Source organism: Henriciella sp. (genome assembly GCF_029937755.1).
Classification (GTDB): domain Bacteria; phylum Pseudomonadota; class Alphaproteobacteria; order Caulobacterales; family Hyphomonadaceae; genus Henriciella.
In genome coordinates this window covers 190,113-209,257 of record NZ_JAPYPG010000005.1, presented here as the reverse complement: position 1 = coordinate 209,257, position 19,145 = coordinate 190,113, and the positions used below count along the sequence as shown (strand labels likewise).

Here is a 19,145-nt window from a genome sequence, read left to right as displayed (position 1 = left end):
GAACGCCCGCACTCAGAATGGATGATGCATCCACCTTCTGCCGGTACCTTGAAAACCCCGCAGCGGTTATGAATGTTGCAGATTCTTCGGGCGCATTGTGTTCAGTCAATGCAAATCGCTAGTTCATCCTGCCATCTGGCTTCAGAAATACAGCCTGGCCTGTCTCGGCGGATCGATAGATCGCTTCGATAAGGCGGATGTCTCGCAGGCCCATGGCGCCCGGCGTGCGGATCTCGATATCGTCACGGATGGCGTCGGCGAAGTGGTCGAGCTGGGCGGCGAACTGTGTCGAGGGATCGCCCGGATTGAGGTCTTCCGAGCTCCCACCGCGGCGCAGCGTCATGCGCAGGCCGCCATAATTCGTCGCCGGATCCATGTCGAGCAAGCCCTGTGTGCCGCGGACGAGGGCGCGGTTCGAGCCGACGGCATCATAGGAGGTCGACAGTTGGGCAACGGCGCCGGACGGAAACTGCATCTGGGTCTGTACTGAAGCGAAGATCTCGGCAAAGCGCGGGTCGCCTTCCGGCTGGAAGGTCCGCGCGCTGATCGTGCTTGGCATTTCATTCGAGAGATAAAGCGCAGACTGAAGGCCGTAGAGCCCGTAATCCTCAAGCGGGCCGCCACCGGCGAGGGCGCGATTGGCACGCCAGTTTTCCGCCGGCGTGGTTGGCCCCATCCTGTAATGCTGGTCTGTGCGGATCAGCCTGATGTCTCCGACAGCGCCTTCGTCCATCAGCTCCATCGCGCGCATGTTGAACGGCTCGAAGTGGCAGCGATAGGCGATCATCAGCTTGCGATTGGCGGCACCGGCAGCAGCGATCATGCGTTCGCACTCGCCGCTGTTGAGCGCCATCGGTTTCTCGCAAAGGACGTGCTTGCCGGCCGCAAAGGCTTTCTCGGCCCATTCGGCATGCAGTCCGCTCGGCAGAACGATATAGACCGCGTCGACCCGGTCATCGGACGCGATCTCTTCGAAGTTGTCGTAAGAGTAGCGCGCATCCGGTGCCACGCCATAGGCTTCGCCGACCCGGTTCGCCTTGTCGGCATTGCCGGAGACGACCGCTGCGATATGGGCGCGCCGGGCGTTCACGAAATTGGGCATCATCTGATGAAGTGCGAAGCCGCCAAGGCCGATGACCGCAATGCCGACGCTGTTGGCGGTCCCTTTCTCCGGCGGGGTCTCAGGCAGGCGAACATTGCCCGGCATGGGCTGGCCGATGGCTCGAACACCGGATCCGCCGGATGTCTGGGCGCCAGCGCAACCAAAGAGCGGCACCGCGGCCGTCACGCCGGCAAGTTGGAGGAGACGTCTGCGGTCTTGATCAAAGCGGGTCATCCGGATCAGTCCTTTCTGTCTGGCGCGTCTGGACGTCTCTCAACGTCGATCGCGACGGAAAAATCGAGAGTTTCGCCGGGTTTCAGTGCGTGCAGCCCCGTCTCGGCGGTCTGGCCCATTTCGAACGCGCCATTGATCTGGGACACGGGCTCGAAACAGAAAAAGGGCCCGTCTGATGGGATATAGACCACTGCACCGGCAGGTGAAGCATTTGCCCTGACGGCTATTTCCAGACCCCCATCCGGCTGGCGGATTCTCGCAAGGCCGTCCCATCCGGCATAGCCATGGTCCAGATTGCGCGTGCTGACGACGGTAGCATGCGAAAAGGCAGTGCTCGCGGTCAGCGGTTCGATTTGCAGCGGACCATGGTTCATCGGCCTGATCATGCCGGCCGCGTTAAACTGCAGTTCTGTTCGCTCGTTCCTTGGAAAATAGGGGTGAAATCCGAGGCCGACAGGCATGGCGCTGGTGTCGAGGTTCGTCACATTGAGTGACAGGCTGACCCGGCCCGGCGTCAGCCTGATGAGCTGGCTGCACTCATAGGCCCAGGGCCACCAGTCCGCGCCGGCCATCCACATGCGGATCGAAGCGTCGTCCTGATGGGTCACCGTCCAGGCGCTTGTCCAGCCCTCGCCGTGGATGACGTGCTCATCGCCGTCCCAGTTTCGCTTCAGCGTGTGAGAGCGGCCCGCAAATGCGAACGTGCCGCCTCGTATCCGGTTGGAGAACGGCACCAAGGGGAAGCAGCCGGCGTCAAAGACCCTCATGGCCTCTGGCCGCGCATCGGGCTGGAACACATCCCGCCCCCCGAATGTGAGCGAGACGATGCGTCCGCCCACGCCGGGCTGGACGGCCATCTCAAAGCCATAAGCCGACAGGTGGCTAAGCGCCGCCTTGTCCGTTAGTTCAGTCGTCCCGGGCATCCCTGGATCAATCACCAGGACAGGTCTCTGCGGCGTCTGCGTCCTCGACGAGTCTTGCCTCGGAGATGGCGATTTCGCCCGGCCCCCTCGCCTCAATGTAGACGGGCGCAATGATGGAGGAGAGGTCGATATCGTTAAAACAGCTCAGCGAGATGCGGACATCCGTCCAGTCGCCATTGCCAAGGTCGTCGGCCGACAGCTCCCGCGTACTGCGGCAGTCATCGCCCTCACAGGCCATGCCGATCGAAACGGGCGCTGTGAGCGTCGAGCGCAATGTCAGCAGCAGCTCGATGTCAGCATTGGATTCACGGACATAGTCGCTCGCCCCGCCGTCTGAGAAGGACACCCATCCACCGGTTCCGCCGAAGCTGAAGGAGACGGCGTCTTCCTGCGCGCGATGGTCGACGCGGCTCTCGCTGACGGCGCCAGACTTGAAGACGCGAATATTGGCGCTGTAGCTGCCGTCGCTGAAGTAGACGTTGGTGTTGCCGCTCGCCTGCAGGGTGTCGGGTACGGTTTCGTCCAGCGTGGCCACCTCGCCTGGCTCGGCATAGGAGAGGCCATAGCCATAAGCGAACAGGGGATCGTAGGTCTCATCGCCGACATTGAGCGGGCCCTGGTCGGGGCTCTTCGGCCAGGAATAGGAGAGTTTGCCCGTGAAATCATGGCGGGGCGTGCCGTCTGCGGCGGCGACCAGAACATCTGCAACGCCTGTTCCCTCGCTCCCGGGGAGCCAGGCGGCAACGAAGGCATCAGACGCATTGAGTTCCGGGTTCACCCACATCGGGCGGCCAGACAGGAAGACGCTGACCGTCGGAATGCCATCTGCCTGCAGCTTGCGGAGAAGGTCGATTTCCTTCGAGCCGTCGACATCATAGGCGAGATGGGCAACATCGCCGCGGAACTCGGCATAGGGATCCTCGCCGAAGACGACGATGGCGACGTCGGGCTTCTCGTCATAGCTGCCGTCGGGGCTGTGAGTGACGTTGCTTGCGGCTTCGGCAAGACCATCCAGGATGGAAGCGCCGTTCGGGAACTCATCATTGTCGAGGCCGCCGCCTTGCCAGGTCAGCGTCCAGCCGCCGGACTGTTTGGAGATGCTGTCAGCACCGTCGCCTGCGACCAGAATGTTCGCGGTCGGGGCGATTGGCAGGACGCCGTCATTCTTGAGCAGGACTAGAGATTCGCGCACGGCCTGACGGGCAACAGCGCGGTGCTCAGGAGAGCCGAGCAGGTCCGTGCGCCCGGCCAGTGGGCGCTCTGATGGACGCCCTTCATCGAACAGGCCGTAATGGAGCTTGGCGCGCAGAATCCGGCGGACGGCATCGTCGAGGCGCGCCATCGGGATCTCGCCACTTCTCGCCTGGGCGAGCGTGTTCTCGTAGAGGGCCTTCCAGCTGTCTGGCGCCATGTACATGTCTATGCCGGCGATCAGGGCTTCCGGGCAGTCTTCATTGGTGCAGCCATCGATCTGGCCGTGCGCATTCCAGTCGCTGACAATGAAACCGTCAAAGCCCATCCGGCCCTTCAGGACGTCGGTCAGCAGGTGTTTGTCTCCCGTCGTCTTGGTGCCATTCCAGCTTGAGAAGGTCGCCATGATGGAGAGCGCGCCCGCTTCGATGGCGGGCGGGTAGCCGGCGCCATGAATGCGCGCGAGGTCTGCTTCCGACACCTTCGTGTCGCCCTGGTCGGTGCCACCCTCGGTGCCGCCATCGCCGAGATAGTGTTTGGCGGTGGAGATGACGTGTGTCTCGTCGAGGAAGTCATCCGCGCCGAAAACGCCCTGCAGGCCTTCAACGATCGCGGCGGAATAGGAGGCGACGACCTCGGGATCCTCGGCAAAGCCTTCATAGGTGCGGCCCCAGCGGTCATCGCGCGGGACGGCGACGGTTGGCGCGAAGGTCCAGTCATGGCCGGTGACGCGAAGCTCGGTGGCGGTCACTTCCGCGATCCTCTCGATCAGCGCCGGATTTCGCATGGCGCCGAGGCCGATATTGTGCGGGAAGACGGTGCCGCCGATAACGTTGTTATGGCCGTGGACCGCATCGATGCCCCAGATGATCGGGATCGCGATCTCGACACCTTCGGGATCGACAGATGCGGCGTAGAAAGCATCCGTGGCGGCCACCCATTCCTCGACGCTGGCGTAGGGCTTGCCATTGGGCGCCGAGTTGCCGCCGCTGAGCACCGAGCCGAGCCGGTATTGCCTGACCTCTTCGGGCGTCACCGAGCCATTGTCGGCCTGGATGACCTGGCCGACTTTCTGTTCCAGCGTCATCTTGGCCATGATCTCGTCAATGCGCGCTTCGATGGACGGATCGATGAGATTGCTCTCTACGGCGGGCCACACAGATGGTTCGGTGGCGGGTTCGGCCGCGTCGGTTGAAACCGGCGAAGGTCCTTCGACGGGTTCGGTGCTCGAACAAGCTGAAAGCAGAAGTCCCGCCGCCGCGAGAGCGTACCATGAGGATTTATAGCGCATGATTTTATGTCTCCCTGTTCGCCAATCTCGTTCTCCACACGTCTCTGGAGGACGGCTTTGAGTCGAAGCGCTCGGACGCAACCGGAGAATGTTGGCGTTAACATTTTCGCTAGACGAAATCGACTTCGAGTGCAACGAAAAAGCCCCTGCGCAAGGAAGAGGCCTTGCTGAAGTCCGTCTTCGCCGCTTCGCGCTGGTAACTTCGACGCGGTGTGATCAGCGTGGTTCAACCTCGGCATAGAGGCCGAACGTTGCACCGACAAAGCCGCCTGCGACCTGCGTCGACAGAATCGTGCCATCGAGTCCCGCGGCAATGTTAGTCCATTGGTCGCTGCCTGAATTGCGGAAAGCAAAATCGTACGCATTCTTGCGAGCCGTGATCCTGAGTTCAGCCGCAGCGCCGGAAGATGGCGCGGTCGCAACAACTGTTCCCTCGAGGGACTGGTCGGCGCCTGCGCGCTGGCGCAGGACGATTTCAGGCTCGCCCGCATCCGAAACGGTCAGACCGAGCGCATAGAAATATTCATCGCTTTGCAGCACGGCGAGCCCGGCTTCATCGCCAGGGGTTTCGGGGCTGAAGGTGACCTTGGTCGTGGCGACAGCGTTCTGGTGCTGCTGGCGCCGGCCGAGATAGGAGGGCTGCATCCCGGAGCCGAGGTCGACAGGCCGGGCATCGAGCACGAGGGCACTGTCTTCCAGCGTCCACCAGTCCGACTGGGGCACGCGCAATGTCATCCAATGGAACGGAAGCGCCTCACCATCAAAGTCTTCTCGCACAGTAAAATTGCCGGACATTGGCACGTGCTCGCCGATTGTGCCGAGCCGGGCAGGGCGGGTGTCCACGTTGTAGTGCACCTCTTCCTCGCCTTCGAGGATGACGGGCCAGCCATCCTTCCAATCGACGGGCATCAGGAAGGTTTCGCGCCCCGTATTGTAGAGGTTGCCTTCATAGGGACGAACGCCCAGGAAGGTCGCCCACCACCTGCCATCGCCATCCTGGACAAGGTCTGCATGCCCAACGGAGGTGATCGGGTCGGGCCGGTCCGCGGGCAAATGGCGCTGGGTCAGAATCGGGTTGTTCTCATATGGCTCGTAAGGGCCGGTCAGCTCTTTTGAGCGGAGCACGACCTGCGAATGGTCCACGGCCGTGCCGCCTTCTGCCGCGCTCAGATAATACCAGTCACCGACATGATAGATGTGCGGGCCTTCGATCCAGATCGGCTTGTCCTCGGGGCGAACGCCGCCATCGATCAGCACGATCGGTTCGGAGATGGACTGGAAGGTGTCGGGGTCGATCTGGCGGAACCAGATGGCGCGGTGTCCGGGATAGGTCGAGCCGCCCGGCGGCTCGTCATTGTTCATGATCCAGACTGAGCCGTCCTCTTCGAAGAAAAGCGATGGATCGATACCGCCGACCTCGGGCAGCCAGACCGGGTCGGACCACGGCCCTGCCGGGTCAGTCGCCGTCACGATGAAATTGCCGCCGCAATCGACACAGGTGTTGGCGACGTAGAAGACGCCCTCATGATATTCGATCGTTGGCGCGAAGACGCCGCGTGACAGGCCGAGGCCATCGAAATCCAGCATGCCCGGCCGGTCGATGACATTGCCGATCTGCTCCCAGTGGGCGAGGTCCTTGCTGTGGAAGACCGGGATGCCTGGGAAATAGGAAAACGTCGAATGCACAAGGTAATAGCCGTCCGGGCCTCGGGTCACGCTCGGGTCTGGGTAGAAGCCGGCGAGAACCGGGTTCAGGTATCCGTCAGGACTGGGCGGGTTGGCGAAGGCCGGGTCGCTTCCTGTATATTCGAACCAATCGAACGAGGCTTTGAGCGTGGTGGGCGCGTCTGCGGTTTCCTCGTTTGCGGGCGCGGTCGAACACGCCGAAAGCGCGAGCAGGGATATGGCTGACAGAATCAGTTGTTTGGACATTGAGAAAGCCCCTCCCTGAGGCCGATGCATGTTTTGACCTGGGCTAGACCCCAGGCGCGATATGTTGTTAGCGTTATCATAATATTTCAGAGAGCCAAGACAAGACCTGGCCGGAGACCTGATCGAGGGAGAATCGAAATGAGCAGACTTTCACGGCGCGACTGGATGAAACTGGGCGCCGGCGCCTCTGCCTGGGCCGGTCTCGGCGGATGCGTCGCATCCGGAGAGGGCGCCGAGATTGCAAAAGGCCTAGGCCTGCACGAACTCGCCGCTGAAAAAGGGATCCGCTTTGGATCTGCGATGGCGGCGCATCAGCTCGATGATCCTCGGTACCTCGAAATTATCCGCCGCGAATGCGCGACCATTGTCGCTGAGAATGCACACAAGTGGTACACGATCTATCCTGAGCCAGATGTCGTGAATTTTGAACCGGCCGACCGGCTGGCGGCTTTCGCGAAAGAAAACGGCCTCACCATGCGTGGCCATACGCTGCTCTGGCATCGCAGCATCTGGTCGCCGGACTGGGTCAACGAGCTGGAATTCGCGAGTGCTGCCGAAACGGAAAGATTCGTCGGGCCGCGTATCGCGCAGATGGCCGCGCGCTATCACCCCTTCATCTATTCCTGGGATGTCGTGAACGAAGCCGTCAGCGATGAGACAGGCGAGTTCCGGCAGACCTCGCTATCGAAGAAGATGGGTGAACGGCTGATGGATTTCTGCTTCGCGGTCGCCAAGGAAAATGCGCCGGACGCCAAGCTGGTCTACAATGATTTCATGAGCTGGGAGGATACCAGCACGCTGCATCGGGCAGGGGTGCTGCGCCTGCTTGAAGGCATGCTCAAGCGGGGCGTGCCGATTGATGGCGTCGGCCTTCAGAGCCATTCGAATTACGAGATGCCGGACGAGTTTACTCGCCAGAAGCAGAAGAACTGGATCGCGTTCTGTGACGAGATCGTGGGTATGGGGCTTGAGCTCTACATCACTGAATTCGACGTCAACGACACCGATCTTCGTCCCGACATCGCCTATCGCGACCGCCTGATCGCGGACTATACACGCGAGTATTTCGACCTGATGCTGACCTATCCAGAGCTCAAGGAAGTCCTGATATGGGGGATGGTGGATGACCAGAACTGGCTGCAGGGCTTTCTTCCAAGGACCGACGGGGTCCTGAAACGCCCGACGATTTATGATGAAAACTACAAGGCCAAGTCCATGCGCGGTGCAATTGCTGCGGCGTTCCGTGCGGCCAAGTATCGACAGCCGCTCTGATACCATCACGTCTGATCCGATTGCGTGCAGGGCCTGTCCGGCACTGACAAAACAGGGGTGACAGTCGCGACTTGTTCACGCCAACGGTGAAGCTCCTTGCCATTGCAGTATGTGGGGCGATACTGACGCAGCATGCATTCAAATGGACTGGACGAAAGAAAATTGAACAAGCGTCAGCCGATTACGATCAAGGAAGTTGCCGAAAAGGCCGGCGTCTCCCAGATGACTGTGTCGAGGGTTTTGAACAAGCAAAACCTTGTAAAGGAATCGACGCGCGAAAAAGTCGAAGCCGCCATAACAGCGCTGAACTACAGACCGAATTTGATGGCGCGCGGGCTTGCTGGCGGCAGATCAAAACTGCTCGGTCTTGCTTACTACAACCCCAGTCCGAGTTATCTTAGCGCCCTGGTGGTCAGCGCGCTGAAACACTGCCGCGATCTCGGGCATCATCTCGTCATCGAAGACCTCTCTGATATTGAAGATGGTCTTGATACGGCCATTATCCTCAAGCGACTGAGTTCCATCCAGCTGGACGGTCTCATTCTTGCTCCACCTCTGAGTGGGAACTCCAAGCTTCTAGAGTTGATTCAGGATATTGGCATTCCGACTGTCCTGCTTGGCAGCACCGACAGTCGGTTCAAGCAGTCGAGTGTTGTATTTGACGACGCGGCGGCTGCATACACGATGACAGGCCACCTAATCGAACTGGGTCACACTCGGATTGGCTTCATTCGCGGGCCACACGAGCTGCCCTGGAGCCGCATGCGCCAGGAGGGATACGAAAAGGCGCTTGTTGATAACGGCATCGAGATCGACAAAGCACTCATTGTGGAAGGTGATTTCACATTCAGGAGCGGCATGCATGGCGGGGATGCCTTGCTCGGTATCCAGGACCGGCCCACCGCAATCTTCGCAAGCAACGATGACATGGCCGCCGGTGTAATCGCGGCCGCGCAACGCCGTGCGATCCAGATTCCAAAGGAGCTGTCGGTCGTCGGGTTCGACGATACAGCAATTGCGGCCGCGATCTGGCCACGTCTCACGACAGTTCGCCAACCGATCGCCGAGATGGCGCAAGCATCGGTGGATATTATCTCCAACGTGACCGCGGAGGGCTGGAACGGCCAGCCTGTACGCATGGTCAATGACAGCATCCACATTATCGAGCGTGAAAGCCTTGGGCCTCCCGCCTGAGACTTTCGCTTCTGGAACAAGGATATGGACCGGATCGTCGAACCCGGTGAGTTCGAAATCATGGCGGGCTCAAGCTCGACCGACACGCAAAGCGTCACACTGAGGGTCGAGTAGCGGTCCGGCGGCGCGGCGGGCCCTGAAAAGCCCGCCGCTCTTTTTCGCTTGGGAGGGAGCTTTTAGTTGGTCATCTCCTCCAGTTCCATGCCCTTGGTTTCGCGGACCGCCTTCCACACAAAGAAGATCGAGATGAATGCGAAGACCGCATAGAACCCGTAAGCCCCGGTGAGGCCGATGGCGGCGGAGGCCAGCATCAGCGGGAAGGTCAGCGTGATGAGGAAGTTTGAGATCCACTGGAAGAAGCCAGACACCGCAAGGCCTGAGCCGCGGATCTGGTTCGGGAACATCTCGCCGAGGCTGACCCACATGACAGGCCCCCAGGAGCCGTTGAAGAACATGACATAGCCATTCGCGGCAAGAAGGGCGATCAGGCCATAGGCCCCCGGTAGGGACACGGACCCGTCGACCCTCACAGCCTGCGAGAAGCAGACAACGAGAATGCCAAGCGTCACCGCCATGCCGATGGAGCCGACAAGAAGCAGTGGTTTACGGCCGATCCGGTCGATAAGGGTGAGCGCGACGATCACGGCAATGATGGAAACCAGACCGGAGATCACATTGATCAGGAGCGCGTCGCCTTCGGAGAAGCCGACTGCCTGCCAGAGTACAGCGCCGTAATAGAAGACTACGTTGATGCCGACCAGCTGCTGGAAGGTGGCAAGGCCGATGCCGATCCAGACGATCGGGCGAAGAAGGGTGCCCTTGGCGACAACATCAGACATGCGCGGCTTGTGGTCAGCGGCAAGCGAACGCTCGATTTCGCCGACCTGCGCTTCGGCTTTCCGTTCGCCGCTGATACGGGTGAGCACACCCTGGGCCTGCTCCTGCTTGCCTTGCACAACGAGGAAACGCGGGCTTTCCGGGATGAAGAGCAAGGCGACCAGGAAAAAGGTCGCGGGCAGAAGTTCGACCCAGAACATCCAGCGCCAGGCCTCATAACCGAGCATCCACTCATTGAGCGCAGAGCCAGCAGCCTGCTGAATCATGTAGTTCGACAGGAAGGCGACGAAGAGACCGGTAATGATCGCGACCTGCTGGATAGAGGAGAGACGGCCGCGGAACCGGGCCGGTGCGATTTCGGAAATATAGGCAGGCGACATGACGCTCGCCGCGCCAACAGCAAGACCCCCGAGAATGCGGTAGAAGACGAACTCGGCCGAGTTGCTGGCGATTCCCGAGCCCCACGCCGAAACGATGAAGCAGGATGCAGCAACGATCATCATTGTGCGTCGGCCGAACAGGTCCGAAAGCCGGCCGGCAAGGGCAGCACCAGCAGCACAACCGAGCAGCATGGACGCCACATTGAAGCCCGTGCCAGCGCTTTCGGAGTCAAAGGCCACCTGAAGGCCTTCGACCGTGCCGTTGATCACGCCACTATCAAATCCGAAAAGAAAGCCGCCAATCGTGGCGACGCAGCTGATGAGAAGGACGAACGCAAAATCGCCTTCGAACCGGCCAGAGACCGCTGTCGTATCACTCATTTCTTCCTCCCAATCCCCTCCTGAGGAGACCTTATTATTGTCTCGCCCGCACAAATGTTAGGGCTATCATAAATGACGCTAGCTCACGCTGAAGCAAGTTTAAAGGGACCTTGGCACGAATTTGTCGAATTCGCGCATGACATTGCGGGGAATGAGCGAGCCCCGATGACCTACAACGATTGATGCGAGGCGATTGCCTGCTACGGCACCGCCGGTTCGGGATGCTCCCGCGAGACGAGCGGCAATATAAGCAGCGTTGAAACTGTCGCCGGCACCGGTTGTATCGATAACAGGGGCAAGCTTTTCCACAGGAACGTGTTGCATGCGGCCGGTATCCTCCACGACGAAAACGCCTCCAGCTCCGCATTTCAGGACGATTTCGTCCACCCCCGCAGTCTGCCAGCGCTCAATATGTTGCTCGGTAGTGGCGACCCCGAACAGTTCATCCTCGTCTTCCCGGCTTGGCAGGACCATGGAAATATGCGGCGCGAGACTGTCGATCGCGGTTCGGGCTTCTGAAGGGCTATTCCATCCTCTTGCTCGGTAGTTTGGATCAAAGGCGACATGGCCGCCGTTGGCTCTGACGGTGGCAGCAAGTTTCACGAGGCGGGCGCGTTCTTCGGCAGAAAAGATCGAGAGTGTAATGCCTGTCAGGTAAAGCAAACTCGTTGATGCTGCACTGGCCAGGGCGGGACTGGCACCATCCAGATTGAAGAAGTCGCGAGCAGCAGACTGGCTGCGCCAGTAATGAAACGTTCGCTCCCCAGTTGCCGTTGTAGAAATAGCATAAAGACCGGGTAGGCGGTCAGGATGGCGCAGGACGAATCGCGTATCGACCCCTTCCGCCTCGAGGCCAGACTTTATTGTATCGGAATAGGGATCCAGGCCGAGCGCGGTCAGATAGCTGGTCTGCACTCCCATCCGGGCGAGATAGACCGCCGTGTTTGCCGTATCGCCTGCCCAGGCCAGACGCTTAGCCTCACTGTCCGGGCCTGATAGTTCCAGCATCACTTCGCCAATTGCGACGATACGTCCGGAAATGGCGTTCAGTCCCATACTATGACCGGGTCGACGTCTGAGATGGTGTCACGGTGGCCATCGCGCTGGCATTCGTGACCTGCATGACGGCTCCCTCCCGCTTAATCTGCTTCGATTGATAGTAGGGCTGCGGGCGCAGCCAGGCAATTGAAGAAACAATCGCAGCACTCTGAGTGTCCGGCGTTTTTGGCTCAAATCTTTTAACCGGACCGACGCCACGGAACTCGCTTTGCGGGAAGCGGTCAAAAAAAGCTGCAGCCATTAGAGTTGTCCTTCCAGATTGTTGATGTTAGCGTTATCAGCAATGACAGGAACCTGCGAGATAGCAGGTCGAGAGGGAAGGCAGCCAGAGAAGTGTTTCTGGGAATTGATATCGGAACATCAAGCGTAAAGGCTCTCCTGATGGATGAGGCCGGCTGCGTCGTGGACACGGCAAGTGCCGAGCTTCCTATCTCTCGCCCGAAGCCGCTCTGGTCGGAGCAGAAGCCGTCCGACTGGTGGACAGCCACGAACATGGCTGTTGCTGGCCTCAACGTGAAACAAAGGCATGGCGTCAAGGCAATTGGGCTGTCTGGCCAGATGCATGGCGCGACGCTCCTCGACAAGTCCATGAACCCGCTCCGGCCTGCCATTCTCTGGAATGATGGCCGCAGCTCCGCTGAGGCGGCCGCGCTTCAGCAGAGGGAGCCGGATTTCGTCGAGAAAGGCGGCAATCTTGTCATGCCGGGTTTTACGGCACCGAAGCTTGAATGGGTGCGCCGGCATGAGCCGGAAACGTATGCAAAGGTCGCGAAAGTCCTGCTGCCGAAAGACTATGTGCGCCTGCGCATGACGGGCGACCTTGCCTCCGACATGTCGGATTCCGCGGGCACGCTCTGGATGGATGTCGCCAATCGAAAATGGCACGAGCCTCTGCTCGAAGCGTGCGGCCTGACGGTCGAGCATATGCCAATCCTTTATGAAGGTGTGGAGGAGACCGGTATCCTGCGCCAGGAAGCGGCCGAGGCCTGGGGCATGGACCGTGTACCGGTTGTTGCAGGCGGCGGCGACAATGCTGCCGGCGCGGTCGGGGCAGGGATCGTCGATGAAGGCGATGCGCTGCTCTCGCTTGGCACATCTGGTGTGATCTTCGTCGCGGGCAGCGAATTCCGCTCGAACCCGGAGTCTGCCGCCCACGCTTTCTGCCATGCCCTGCCGGGCAGGTGGCACCTGATGTCTGTCATGCTGAGCGCTGCCAGCTGTGTCGACTGGGCCTGCCGGGCGACCGGCACTGAGTCCGCGGAACAGATGATCAATTTGGCGGAACAGGACGCGGCACTCGCCTGCAAGGAGGTCTTCCTCCCCTACCTTTCCGGCGAACGCACGCCACACAACAACCCTTATGCGAGCGGCGTCCTGTTCGGGCTTGACCATGACACGTCAAAAGGCCGGATCGCCGAGGCCGTTCTCGAAGGCGTCGCTTTTGGCATGGCGGACGGTTTCGATGCGCTTCTCCAGTCCGGCATCGATGTGCACTCGATCTCGGTAATTGGCGGCGGATCACAGTCTGCCCACTGGGGCCGGATCCTTGCCGCCGTTCTGGAGCGCCCACTCGTCTATCGTGACGGTGCGGCCACTGGTCCGGCGCTCGGTGCAGCGCGTCTTGCGCGCTATGCGAAGACCAAGGGGCACTACGATGAGGCCTTCGCCGCCCCGCGCGCGACGAATGTGATCGAGCCTCACGATGCAGATGTCGACCGTCTCAGCGTGAAGCGTGAAAAATTCAAACGTCTTTACAAGGCGTTGTCACCCGAATTTACAGGAGAATGAGAATGGCGGACACGAACGCTAGCATGGTCAGTCAATCCGGCTTTAAAGGCATGGCGCCGGTGAAATTTGAAGGCCCGCAATCGGATAATCCGCTGGCCTACCGATTCTACGACAAGGACCAGATGGTGCTTGGCAAGCGGATGGAAGACCATCTGCGCATGGCGGTCTGCTACTGGCATACCTTCTGCTGGGACGGGTTTGACGTCTTCGGGGCAGGCACGTTTGACCGGCCCTGGCAGCGCAGCGGAAATGATCGCGCAGCAGCCGATGCCCGCATGGAAGCGGCCTTCGACTTCTTCAAGGTGCTCGGCCTGCCTTTCTATTGTTTTCATGATGAGGACATCACCGAAGCATCCGACACACCGGATGAGCTGTCGATCAATTTCAAGCGCCAGGCGGACCGTCTTGCCGGCTATCAGGAAGAGTCCGGCGTGCGTCTGCTCTGGGGTACTGCCAAGCTATTCGGCCATCCGCGCTATGCCGCTGGCGGCCTGACCAATCCGGATCCGGAAGTCGCCGCCTGCGCGGTGCGCCAGATCCGCGACTGCCTTGAGGCGACCCACAAACTCGGCGGGTCGAACTATGTACTCTGGGGCGGCCGTGAAGGTTATGACACGCTGCTCAACACAGACCTCACCCGCGAACTCGAGAATTTCGGCCGCTTCCTCACCATGGTCGTGGAGCACAAGCACAAGATCGGTTTCGACGGGAAAATCCTGATCGAGCCGAAGCCGCATGAGCCGATGTACCACCAGTACGATTTCGATGTGGCGACGATCTACGGTTTCCTGAAGCGCTTCGACCTGCTGGGTGAAGTCCACGTCAATATCGAGCCGAACCACTCGACCCTGTCGGGGCACAGCTTCTCGCATGAAGTGGCGACGGCCGTGTCGCTCGACATGATGGGCTCGATCGACATCAATTGCGGGAACTATCAGAATGGCTGGGACACCGACCAGTTCAACCTCGACATCCGCGACATCACGCTGGCGCTGATCGAGCTGCTGCCTACGAGCGGATTCGACACAGGCGGCTTCAACTTTGACGCCAAGGTGCGTCGCCAGAGCTCCGATGAAATCGATCTCGTCTACGCCCATGTCGGCGGCGTTGACGCGCTTGCGCGGGCGCTTCTGTCGGCGGCCGACATCATCGAGCGCGGCGAGATCCAGGCCTTCAAGGATGAGCGCTATGCCGGCTGGAAGGGAGAGCTCGGCCAGCGCATGCTATCGCCGGATGCCTCGCTGGAAACGATTGCCGACCATGCCGCCAGCGCAGGCATCGACGGCGAGCATACATCAGGCCGTCAGGAGTATCTGGAAAACCTCGTCAATCGTAGCCTGAAATAGGAGGCCAAGCGTGAAGTTTTTCGTTGATACTGCCGATGTCGCCGCGATCCGCGACCTGCATGTAACCGGTCTCGTGGACGGCGTCACGACCAATCCCAGCCTGATCGGAAAGTCGGGCCGCGATTTCCGCGAAGTCATCGTGGAAATCTGCGAGGTGACTGATGGTCCGGTGAGTGCTGAAGTCGTCGCGACCGATGAGGCAGGCATGCTGGAGCAGGGCAGGGCGCTGGCCGGGCTGGCGCCGAATGTCGTTGTGAAGCTGCCGCTCACGCTCGACGGGCTGAAGGCCTGCCGGACGCTGACGTCGGAAGGCACGCGCACCAATGTGACGCTCTGCTTCTCGGCCAATCAGGCGCTGCTCGCCGCCAAGGCGGGGGCCAGCTATATCTCGCCTTTCATCGGCCGGCTGGACGATATCAATATTGATGGCATGGACCTTATTCAGGACATCCGCACCATCTATGACAATTACGGTTTCGAGACCGAGGTGCTCGCCGCCTCGATCCGCAGTGCCAACCATGTGAAGGAATGCGCGCTGATCGGCGCAGATGTGGTGACGGCGCCACCGGATGTGATCCGTTCGCTCGCCAGTCATGTCCTGACCGACAAGGGCCTCAAAGCCTTCCTCGCCGACGCAGAGAAGGCCGGTATCAAGGTCTGACCCGGGAGCGTGATAATGAAAAAAGCCGCATGGACACTCGCCGCACTCGCGTTTCTGGGGGGCTGCCAGGCGGCGGGGGCCGGTCCATCGACGGCTCAGCTCGTTGTCGACGGGGCTTATGCCGACCATGCTGTCGTGCAGCGCGGCGCCAATGTAGAGATTACGGGCGAAGCCGGTCCGGGCGCTGTGATCACCGCATCACTCGCCGGCCAGACCGTTGAGACGCAAGCCGGTTCGGATGGGGGCTGGTCGGTAAGCTTTGCCCCTTTGAAGGCAGGCGGGCCATATGACCTCTCCGTGAGCGACGGCACCACGACGTATACAGCTGAAGATATCCTTGTCGGCGATGTCCTGCTGTGTTCGGGACAGTCGAATATGGAATACCCGGTCTATCGCGCGCTCAATCCGGATTCCGCGATTTCCGAAAGTGCTGACGAGGGCCTGCGTCTTCTGACCGTGCCGCAAGAAACAGCGCTCTCGCCGCAATCTCAACTGCTGGCGGGGGCCAGCTGGGCGCCAGCATCCCCTGAAAACGTGCGGGACTTTTCCGCTGTCTGCTATTTCATCGGAGAGCGCCTGCGCACGGAGCGAGGCGTGCCCATCGGGCTGATCGACTCGTCATGGGGCGGTTCGCAGATCGAGGCCTGGCTACCGCAGGCACGCCTTCAGGCAGCCGGTGGCTTCGACGAAAGTCTTGCGACCCTGGACCTCTATCGAGAAGAGCCGGTAGCGGCGATGAAGGCTTATGGCGCCGTCTGGGAGAGCTGGTGGAAGGACGAGCATGAAAGCGCGCCCTGGAAAGCCGAGCTTGACCTGTCGACCTGGAAGCGCGCGCCGGAAGAGTTCGGCGACTGGAAAGCCTATGGTGACGCCGAGATCGAGAACCATCTCGGCCGACTCTGGTTTTCTCGTCGCTTTGAACTGACAGAGGAACAGGCGACCGGGCCGGCGACGATCTCGCTTGGCCTGTTCGATGATTCAGATGCCGTCTGGATCAATGGCGAATTCATCGGATCGACCTCAAGCTGGACGGACCAGCGCGTCTACACTGTCGATCCCGGGGTCCTGAAAGCGGGCCAAAACACGATCCTCATCAACGTGCTGAACAACTACGGACCGGGCGGCATGATGGGGCCTGGCGAGGTGATGCGGCTTGAGCCGCAATCCGGCAAGCCTGTGCCGCTCGGGTCGGGCTGGTCCTACAAGGCGGTGATGCAGCCCGATGATGGCGGCCCGCGTCCACCCTGGGAATCCGTGACCGGCTACACCACGATTGGCAACGCGATGATTGCGCCGCTGCATGGCACGGCGGTCAGCGCAGCTATCTGGTATCAAGGCGAAAGCAATACGGGGCGGGCGGATGCCTATGAAGGCCTGCTGGGCCAGCTGATTGCTGGCTGGCGCTCGAATTTCGGGGCAGACCTTCCAGTCGTCGTGGTCCAGCTGCCGGGCTATGGCGCGATGCCTGAGCTGCCTTCGGAGTCTGGCTGGGCAGGCGTGCAGGACGCCCAGCGCCGCGTTGCGCTAGCTGATCCGCTGACAGGTCTGGTGACCACGATGGATGTCGGCCACCGCACGGATATCCACCCGCCTGACAAGCTCACCGTCGCGATGCGCGCTGTCGATGTGCTTGATGGCTTGTCAGGGGCGTCGGACGCCAGCACCACAGGCTACTCACCGGTGACGGCCGAAAGAGATGGCGGATCCATCCGGATCGACTTGCCTGAGGGTGATTACACCTCGATTTCGGGCGACCGGGTGGTCAGTGTTTCTGTCTGCGACGAGGCTGGACGATGCAACTGGGCTGATGCCCGTCTCGATGGCCGCACACTGGTTGCAACGGTGCCGGAAGGCTTTGAGCCAGCAACCATCCGCCACTGCTGGGGCGATGCGCCGATCTGCAATCTGTACGCAGACGACATGATCCCGGTCACACCGTTTAAGCTGGACGTCAGGTAACCGAAGGGCTGCCCCGGCCACGAGGGTTTGCCTGAGGCGCGGGGCAGCTTTGCTCACGGCAGTGAGGCTAGAAGCGCAGATCACCGTGGAGCAGGGCGTCAGGCATGTCCTGATAGCAGACCGGCCGCAGGAAGCGCCGGATCGCCATCGTACCCACAGACGTCGCACCGAAATTGGTCGTCGCCGGATAAGGGCCCGAATGGACCATGGCGTCGGAGACTTCGACCCCGGTTGGGAAGCCATTGAACAGGATCCGTCCGGCCTTGCGTTCGAGCACCGGAAGCAGGTTGCTTGCCGTCTCGCGATCGCTGGCGTCCATCTGCACCGTGGCCGTCAGCTGGCCTTCAAGCGCTTCGGCCGCGTGGCTGTAAGCGGCAGCGTCGGGCACCGTGACGACAAGGCCGGCGGGGCCGAACACTTCTTCCGACAAGGCGGGGTTGGTGAGCCATGTGTCGAGCGATGTCCTGAATATTGCAGGCCCACCCTGGCGGCCATCAGCGTCTGAACAGGCAAGCTCTTTCACCCCATCGCTATTTCTGAATGTAGACGCGCCTTTCCGGTAAGAGGCCGCGATGGAATCGGTCAGCATTGTCTGGGACGAGGACGCGGCGATGGCCTTGCTTGCGGCGTCCATGAAGGCATCGAGACCCTCACCTTCGCGGACGAAGGCAACGCCCGGATTGGTGCAGAACTGCCCGGCACCGAGCGTCAGCGATCCGGCCCAGCCCTCGCCGATCTGTGCGCCCCTTTCCTTCAGGGCGGCGGGAAGAATGAAGACGGGGTTGATCGAGCCGAATTCGCCATAGAACGGGATCGGCTCTGGCCTTGCAGCGCAGCGATCATAAAGCGCCCGCCCTGCGCCGAGCGATCCGGTAAAAGCAGCCGCCTTGACCAGCGGATGATCGACCATGGCCTGGCCGAGCTCATGGGTTTCGCCCTGAATGAAGCCGAATGTGCCGGCTGGCATCCCGCATGCCTCTATGGCCTCGGCGATGGCACGCGCGACGAGTTCTCCCGTGCGCGGATGGGCCGGGTGCGCCTTGACGATAACGGGACAACCGGCGGCGAGCGCTGCGGCCGTGTCGCCGCCGGCTGTCGAGAAGGCGAGCGGGAAATTTGATGCGCCAAACACGGCAACAGGGCCCATAGGACGCTGCATGAGCCGCAGGTCCGGGCGTGGTGCGGGCTGGCGGTCCGGTAGCGCTTCGGCATGGCGCCGGTCGAGATAGTCGCCCTTCCTGATATGGTCGGCGAACAGGCGGAGCTGGCCCGTGGTGCGCCCGCGTTCGCCATTGAGGCGGCCTTCTGGCAGGCCGGTTTCGGCCGTGCCCGCCTTGGTGATCGCCTCGCCGCGTGCCTCGATGGAGTCTGCAATCCTGTCCAGGAACGCTGCCCGTGCTTCGCGCGAGGTCCAGCCATAGGTCCGGTAGGCCTCGTCGGCGGCCTTGGCGGCACGATCGACTTCGGCTGCGCCGCCGCTGGAGACGTCAAAGCTCTCTCCATCAAGGCCGGTGGATTTGAAGCGCCGCTCCGAGGCATGCCATTCACCAGCAATGAGATGGTGTCCGGACAATGTATCGCTCATGGGATAATCC

The 19,145-nt window shown here is 61.0% G+C and carries 14 protein-coding genes and 1 pseudogene; 7 read left to right on the top strand and 8 right to left on the bottom strand.

Annotation, left to right across the window (positions count from 1 at the left end; genetic code table 11):
• Positions 1 to 118: 118 nt before the first annotated feature.
• From Q1K29_RS12775 to Q1K29_RS12760, 4 genes are all read right to left on the bottom strand, one after another.
• Positions 119 to 1,336: a Gfo/Idh/MocA family oxidoreductase gene (locus Q1K29_RS12775; RefSeq protein ID WP_300395407.1), complete on the bottom strand. Its 1,218-nt coding sequence runs from the start codon at positions 1,334 to 1,336 to the stop codon at positions 119 to 121.
• 5 nt (positions 1,337 to 1,341) lie between these two features.
• A complete protein-coding gene (locus Q1K29_RS12770) occupies positions 1,342 to 2,259 on the bottom strand; it encodes an aldose 1-epimerase (RefSeq protein WP_300395406.1) in 918 nt (305 codons plus the stop codon).
• Positions 2,260 to 2,266: 7 nt separating this feature from the next.
• Entirely contained in the window at positions 2,267 to 4,741 is a 2,475-nt protein-coding gene (locus Q1K29_RS12765) for a glycoside hydrolase family 3 protein (protein WP_300395405.1), read from the bottom strand.
• Positions 4,742 to 4,957: 216 nt separating this feature from the next.
• On the bottom strand, positions 4,958 to 6,673 hold the full coding sequence (locus Q1K29_RS12760) for a glycoside hydrolase family 43 protein (RefSeq protein ID WP_300395403.1): 1,716 nt from the start codon (positions 6,671 to 6,673) through the stop codon (positions 4,958 to 4,960).
• Positions 6,674 to 6,811: 138 nt separating this feature from the next.
• Here Q1K29_RS12760 and Q1K29_RS12755 point away from each other — a divergent pair, with 138 nt between their 5' ends.
• The 3 genes and pseudogenes from Q1K29_RS12755 to Q1K29_RS18500 all read left to right on the top strand — a co-directional run.
• On the top strand, positions 6,812 to 7,945 hold the full coding sequence (locus Q1K29_RS12755) for an endo-1,4-beta-xylanase (protein ID WP_300395401.1): 1,134 nt from the start codon (positions 6,812 to 6,814) through the stop codon (positions 7,943 to 7,945).
• 162 nt (positions 7,946 to 8,107) lie between these two features.
• Positions 8,108 to 9,139, top strand: coding sequence for a LacI family DNA-binding transcriptional regulator (locus Q1K29_RS12750; RefSeq protein WP_300395399.1), 1,032 nt, complete (start codon positions 8,108 to 8,110; stop codon positions 9,137 to 9,139).
• Between the two features lie 12 nt (positions 9,140 to 9,151).
• Positions 9,152 to 9,253: pseudogene (locus Q1K29_RS18500) on the top strand (hypothetical protein); the annotation flags it as partial.
• A 62-nt stretch (positions 9,254 to 9,315) separates the two neighbouring features.
• Here Q1K29_RS18500 and Q1K29_RS12745 read toward each other — a convergent pair.
• The 3 genes from Q1K29_RS12745 to Q1K29_RS12735 all read right to left on the bottom strand — a co-directional run bounded on the left by Q1K29_RS12745 (position 9,316) and on the right by Q1K29_RS12735 (position 12,037).
• Positions 9,316 to 10,737: a sugar porter family MFS transporter gene (locus Q1K29_RS12745; protein ID WP_300395397.1), complete on the bottom strand. Its 1,422-nt coding sequence runs from the start codon at positions 10,735 to 10,737 to the stop codon at positions 9,316 to 9,318.
• A gap of 99 nt (positions 10,738 to 10,836) precedes the next feature.
• On the bottom strand, positions 10,837 to 11,793 hold the full coding sequence (locus Q1K29_RS12740) for a sugar kinase (protein ID WP_300395395.1): 957 nt from the start codon (positions 11,791 to 11,793) through the stop codon (positions 10,837 to 10,839).
• A 1-nt stretch (position 11,794) separates the two neighbouring features.
• Complete coding sequence (locus tag Q1K29_RS12735; protein WP_300395393.1) at positions 11,795 to 12,037, bottom strand: hypothetical protein; 243 nt, start codon at positions 12,035 to 12,037, stop codon at positions 11,795 to 11,797.
• Positions 12,038 to 12,129: 92 nt separating this feature from the next.
• Here Q1K29_RS12735 and xylB point away from each other — a divergent pair, with 92 nt between their 5' ends.
• Genes xylB through Q1K29_RS12715 form a run of 4 tightly spaced genes read left to right on the top strand, consistent with a single transcriptional unit; the run spans position 12,130 to position 17,550 of the window.
• Positions 12,130 to 13,584, top strand: a complete 1,455-nt coding sequence (gene xylB, locus Q1K29_RS12730) for a xylulokinase (protein WP_300395391.1) — start codon at positions 12,130 to 12,132, stop codon at positions 13,582 to 13,584.
• A 2-nt stretch (positions 13,585 to 13,586) separates the two neighbouring features.
• Positions 13,587 to 14,930: a xylose isomerase gene (gene xylA, locus Q1K29_RS12725; protein ID WP_366524205.1), complete on the top strand. Its 1,344-nt coding sequence runs from the start codon at positions 13,587 to 13,589 to the stop codon at positions 14,928 to 14,930.
• Between the two features lie 10 nt (positions 14,931 to 14,940).
• Positions 14,941 to 15,591: a fructose-6-phosphate aldolase gene (fsa, locus tag Q1K29_RS12720; RefSeq protein WP_300395389.1), complete on the top strand. Its 651-nt coding sequence runs from the start codon at positions 14,941 to 14,943 to the stop codon at positions 15,589 to 15,591.
• A gap of 15 nt (positions 15,592 to 15,606) precedes the next feature.
• Complete coding sequence (locus Q1K29_RS12715) at positions 15,607 to 17,550, top strand: sialate O-acetylesterase (RefSeq protein ID WP_300395388.1); 1,944 nt, start codon at positions 15,607 to 15,609, stop codon at positions 17,548 to 17,550.
• Between the two features lie 67 nt (positions 17,551 to 17,617).
• On the opposite strand, the gene Q1K29_RS12710 is transcribed toward Q1K29_RS12715, so the two are convergent.
• The gene (locus Q1K29_RS12710) at positions 17,618 to 19,135 is read right to left on the bottom strand and encodes an aldehyde dehydrogenase (NADP(+)) (RefSeq protein ID WP_300395386.1); all 1,518 of its coding nucleotides are present in this window, start codon (positions 19,133 to 19,135) and stop codon (positions 17,618 to 17,620) included.
• Between the last annotated feature and the right edge of the window lie 10 nt (positions 19,136 to 19,145).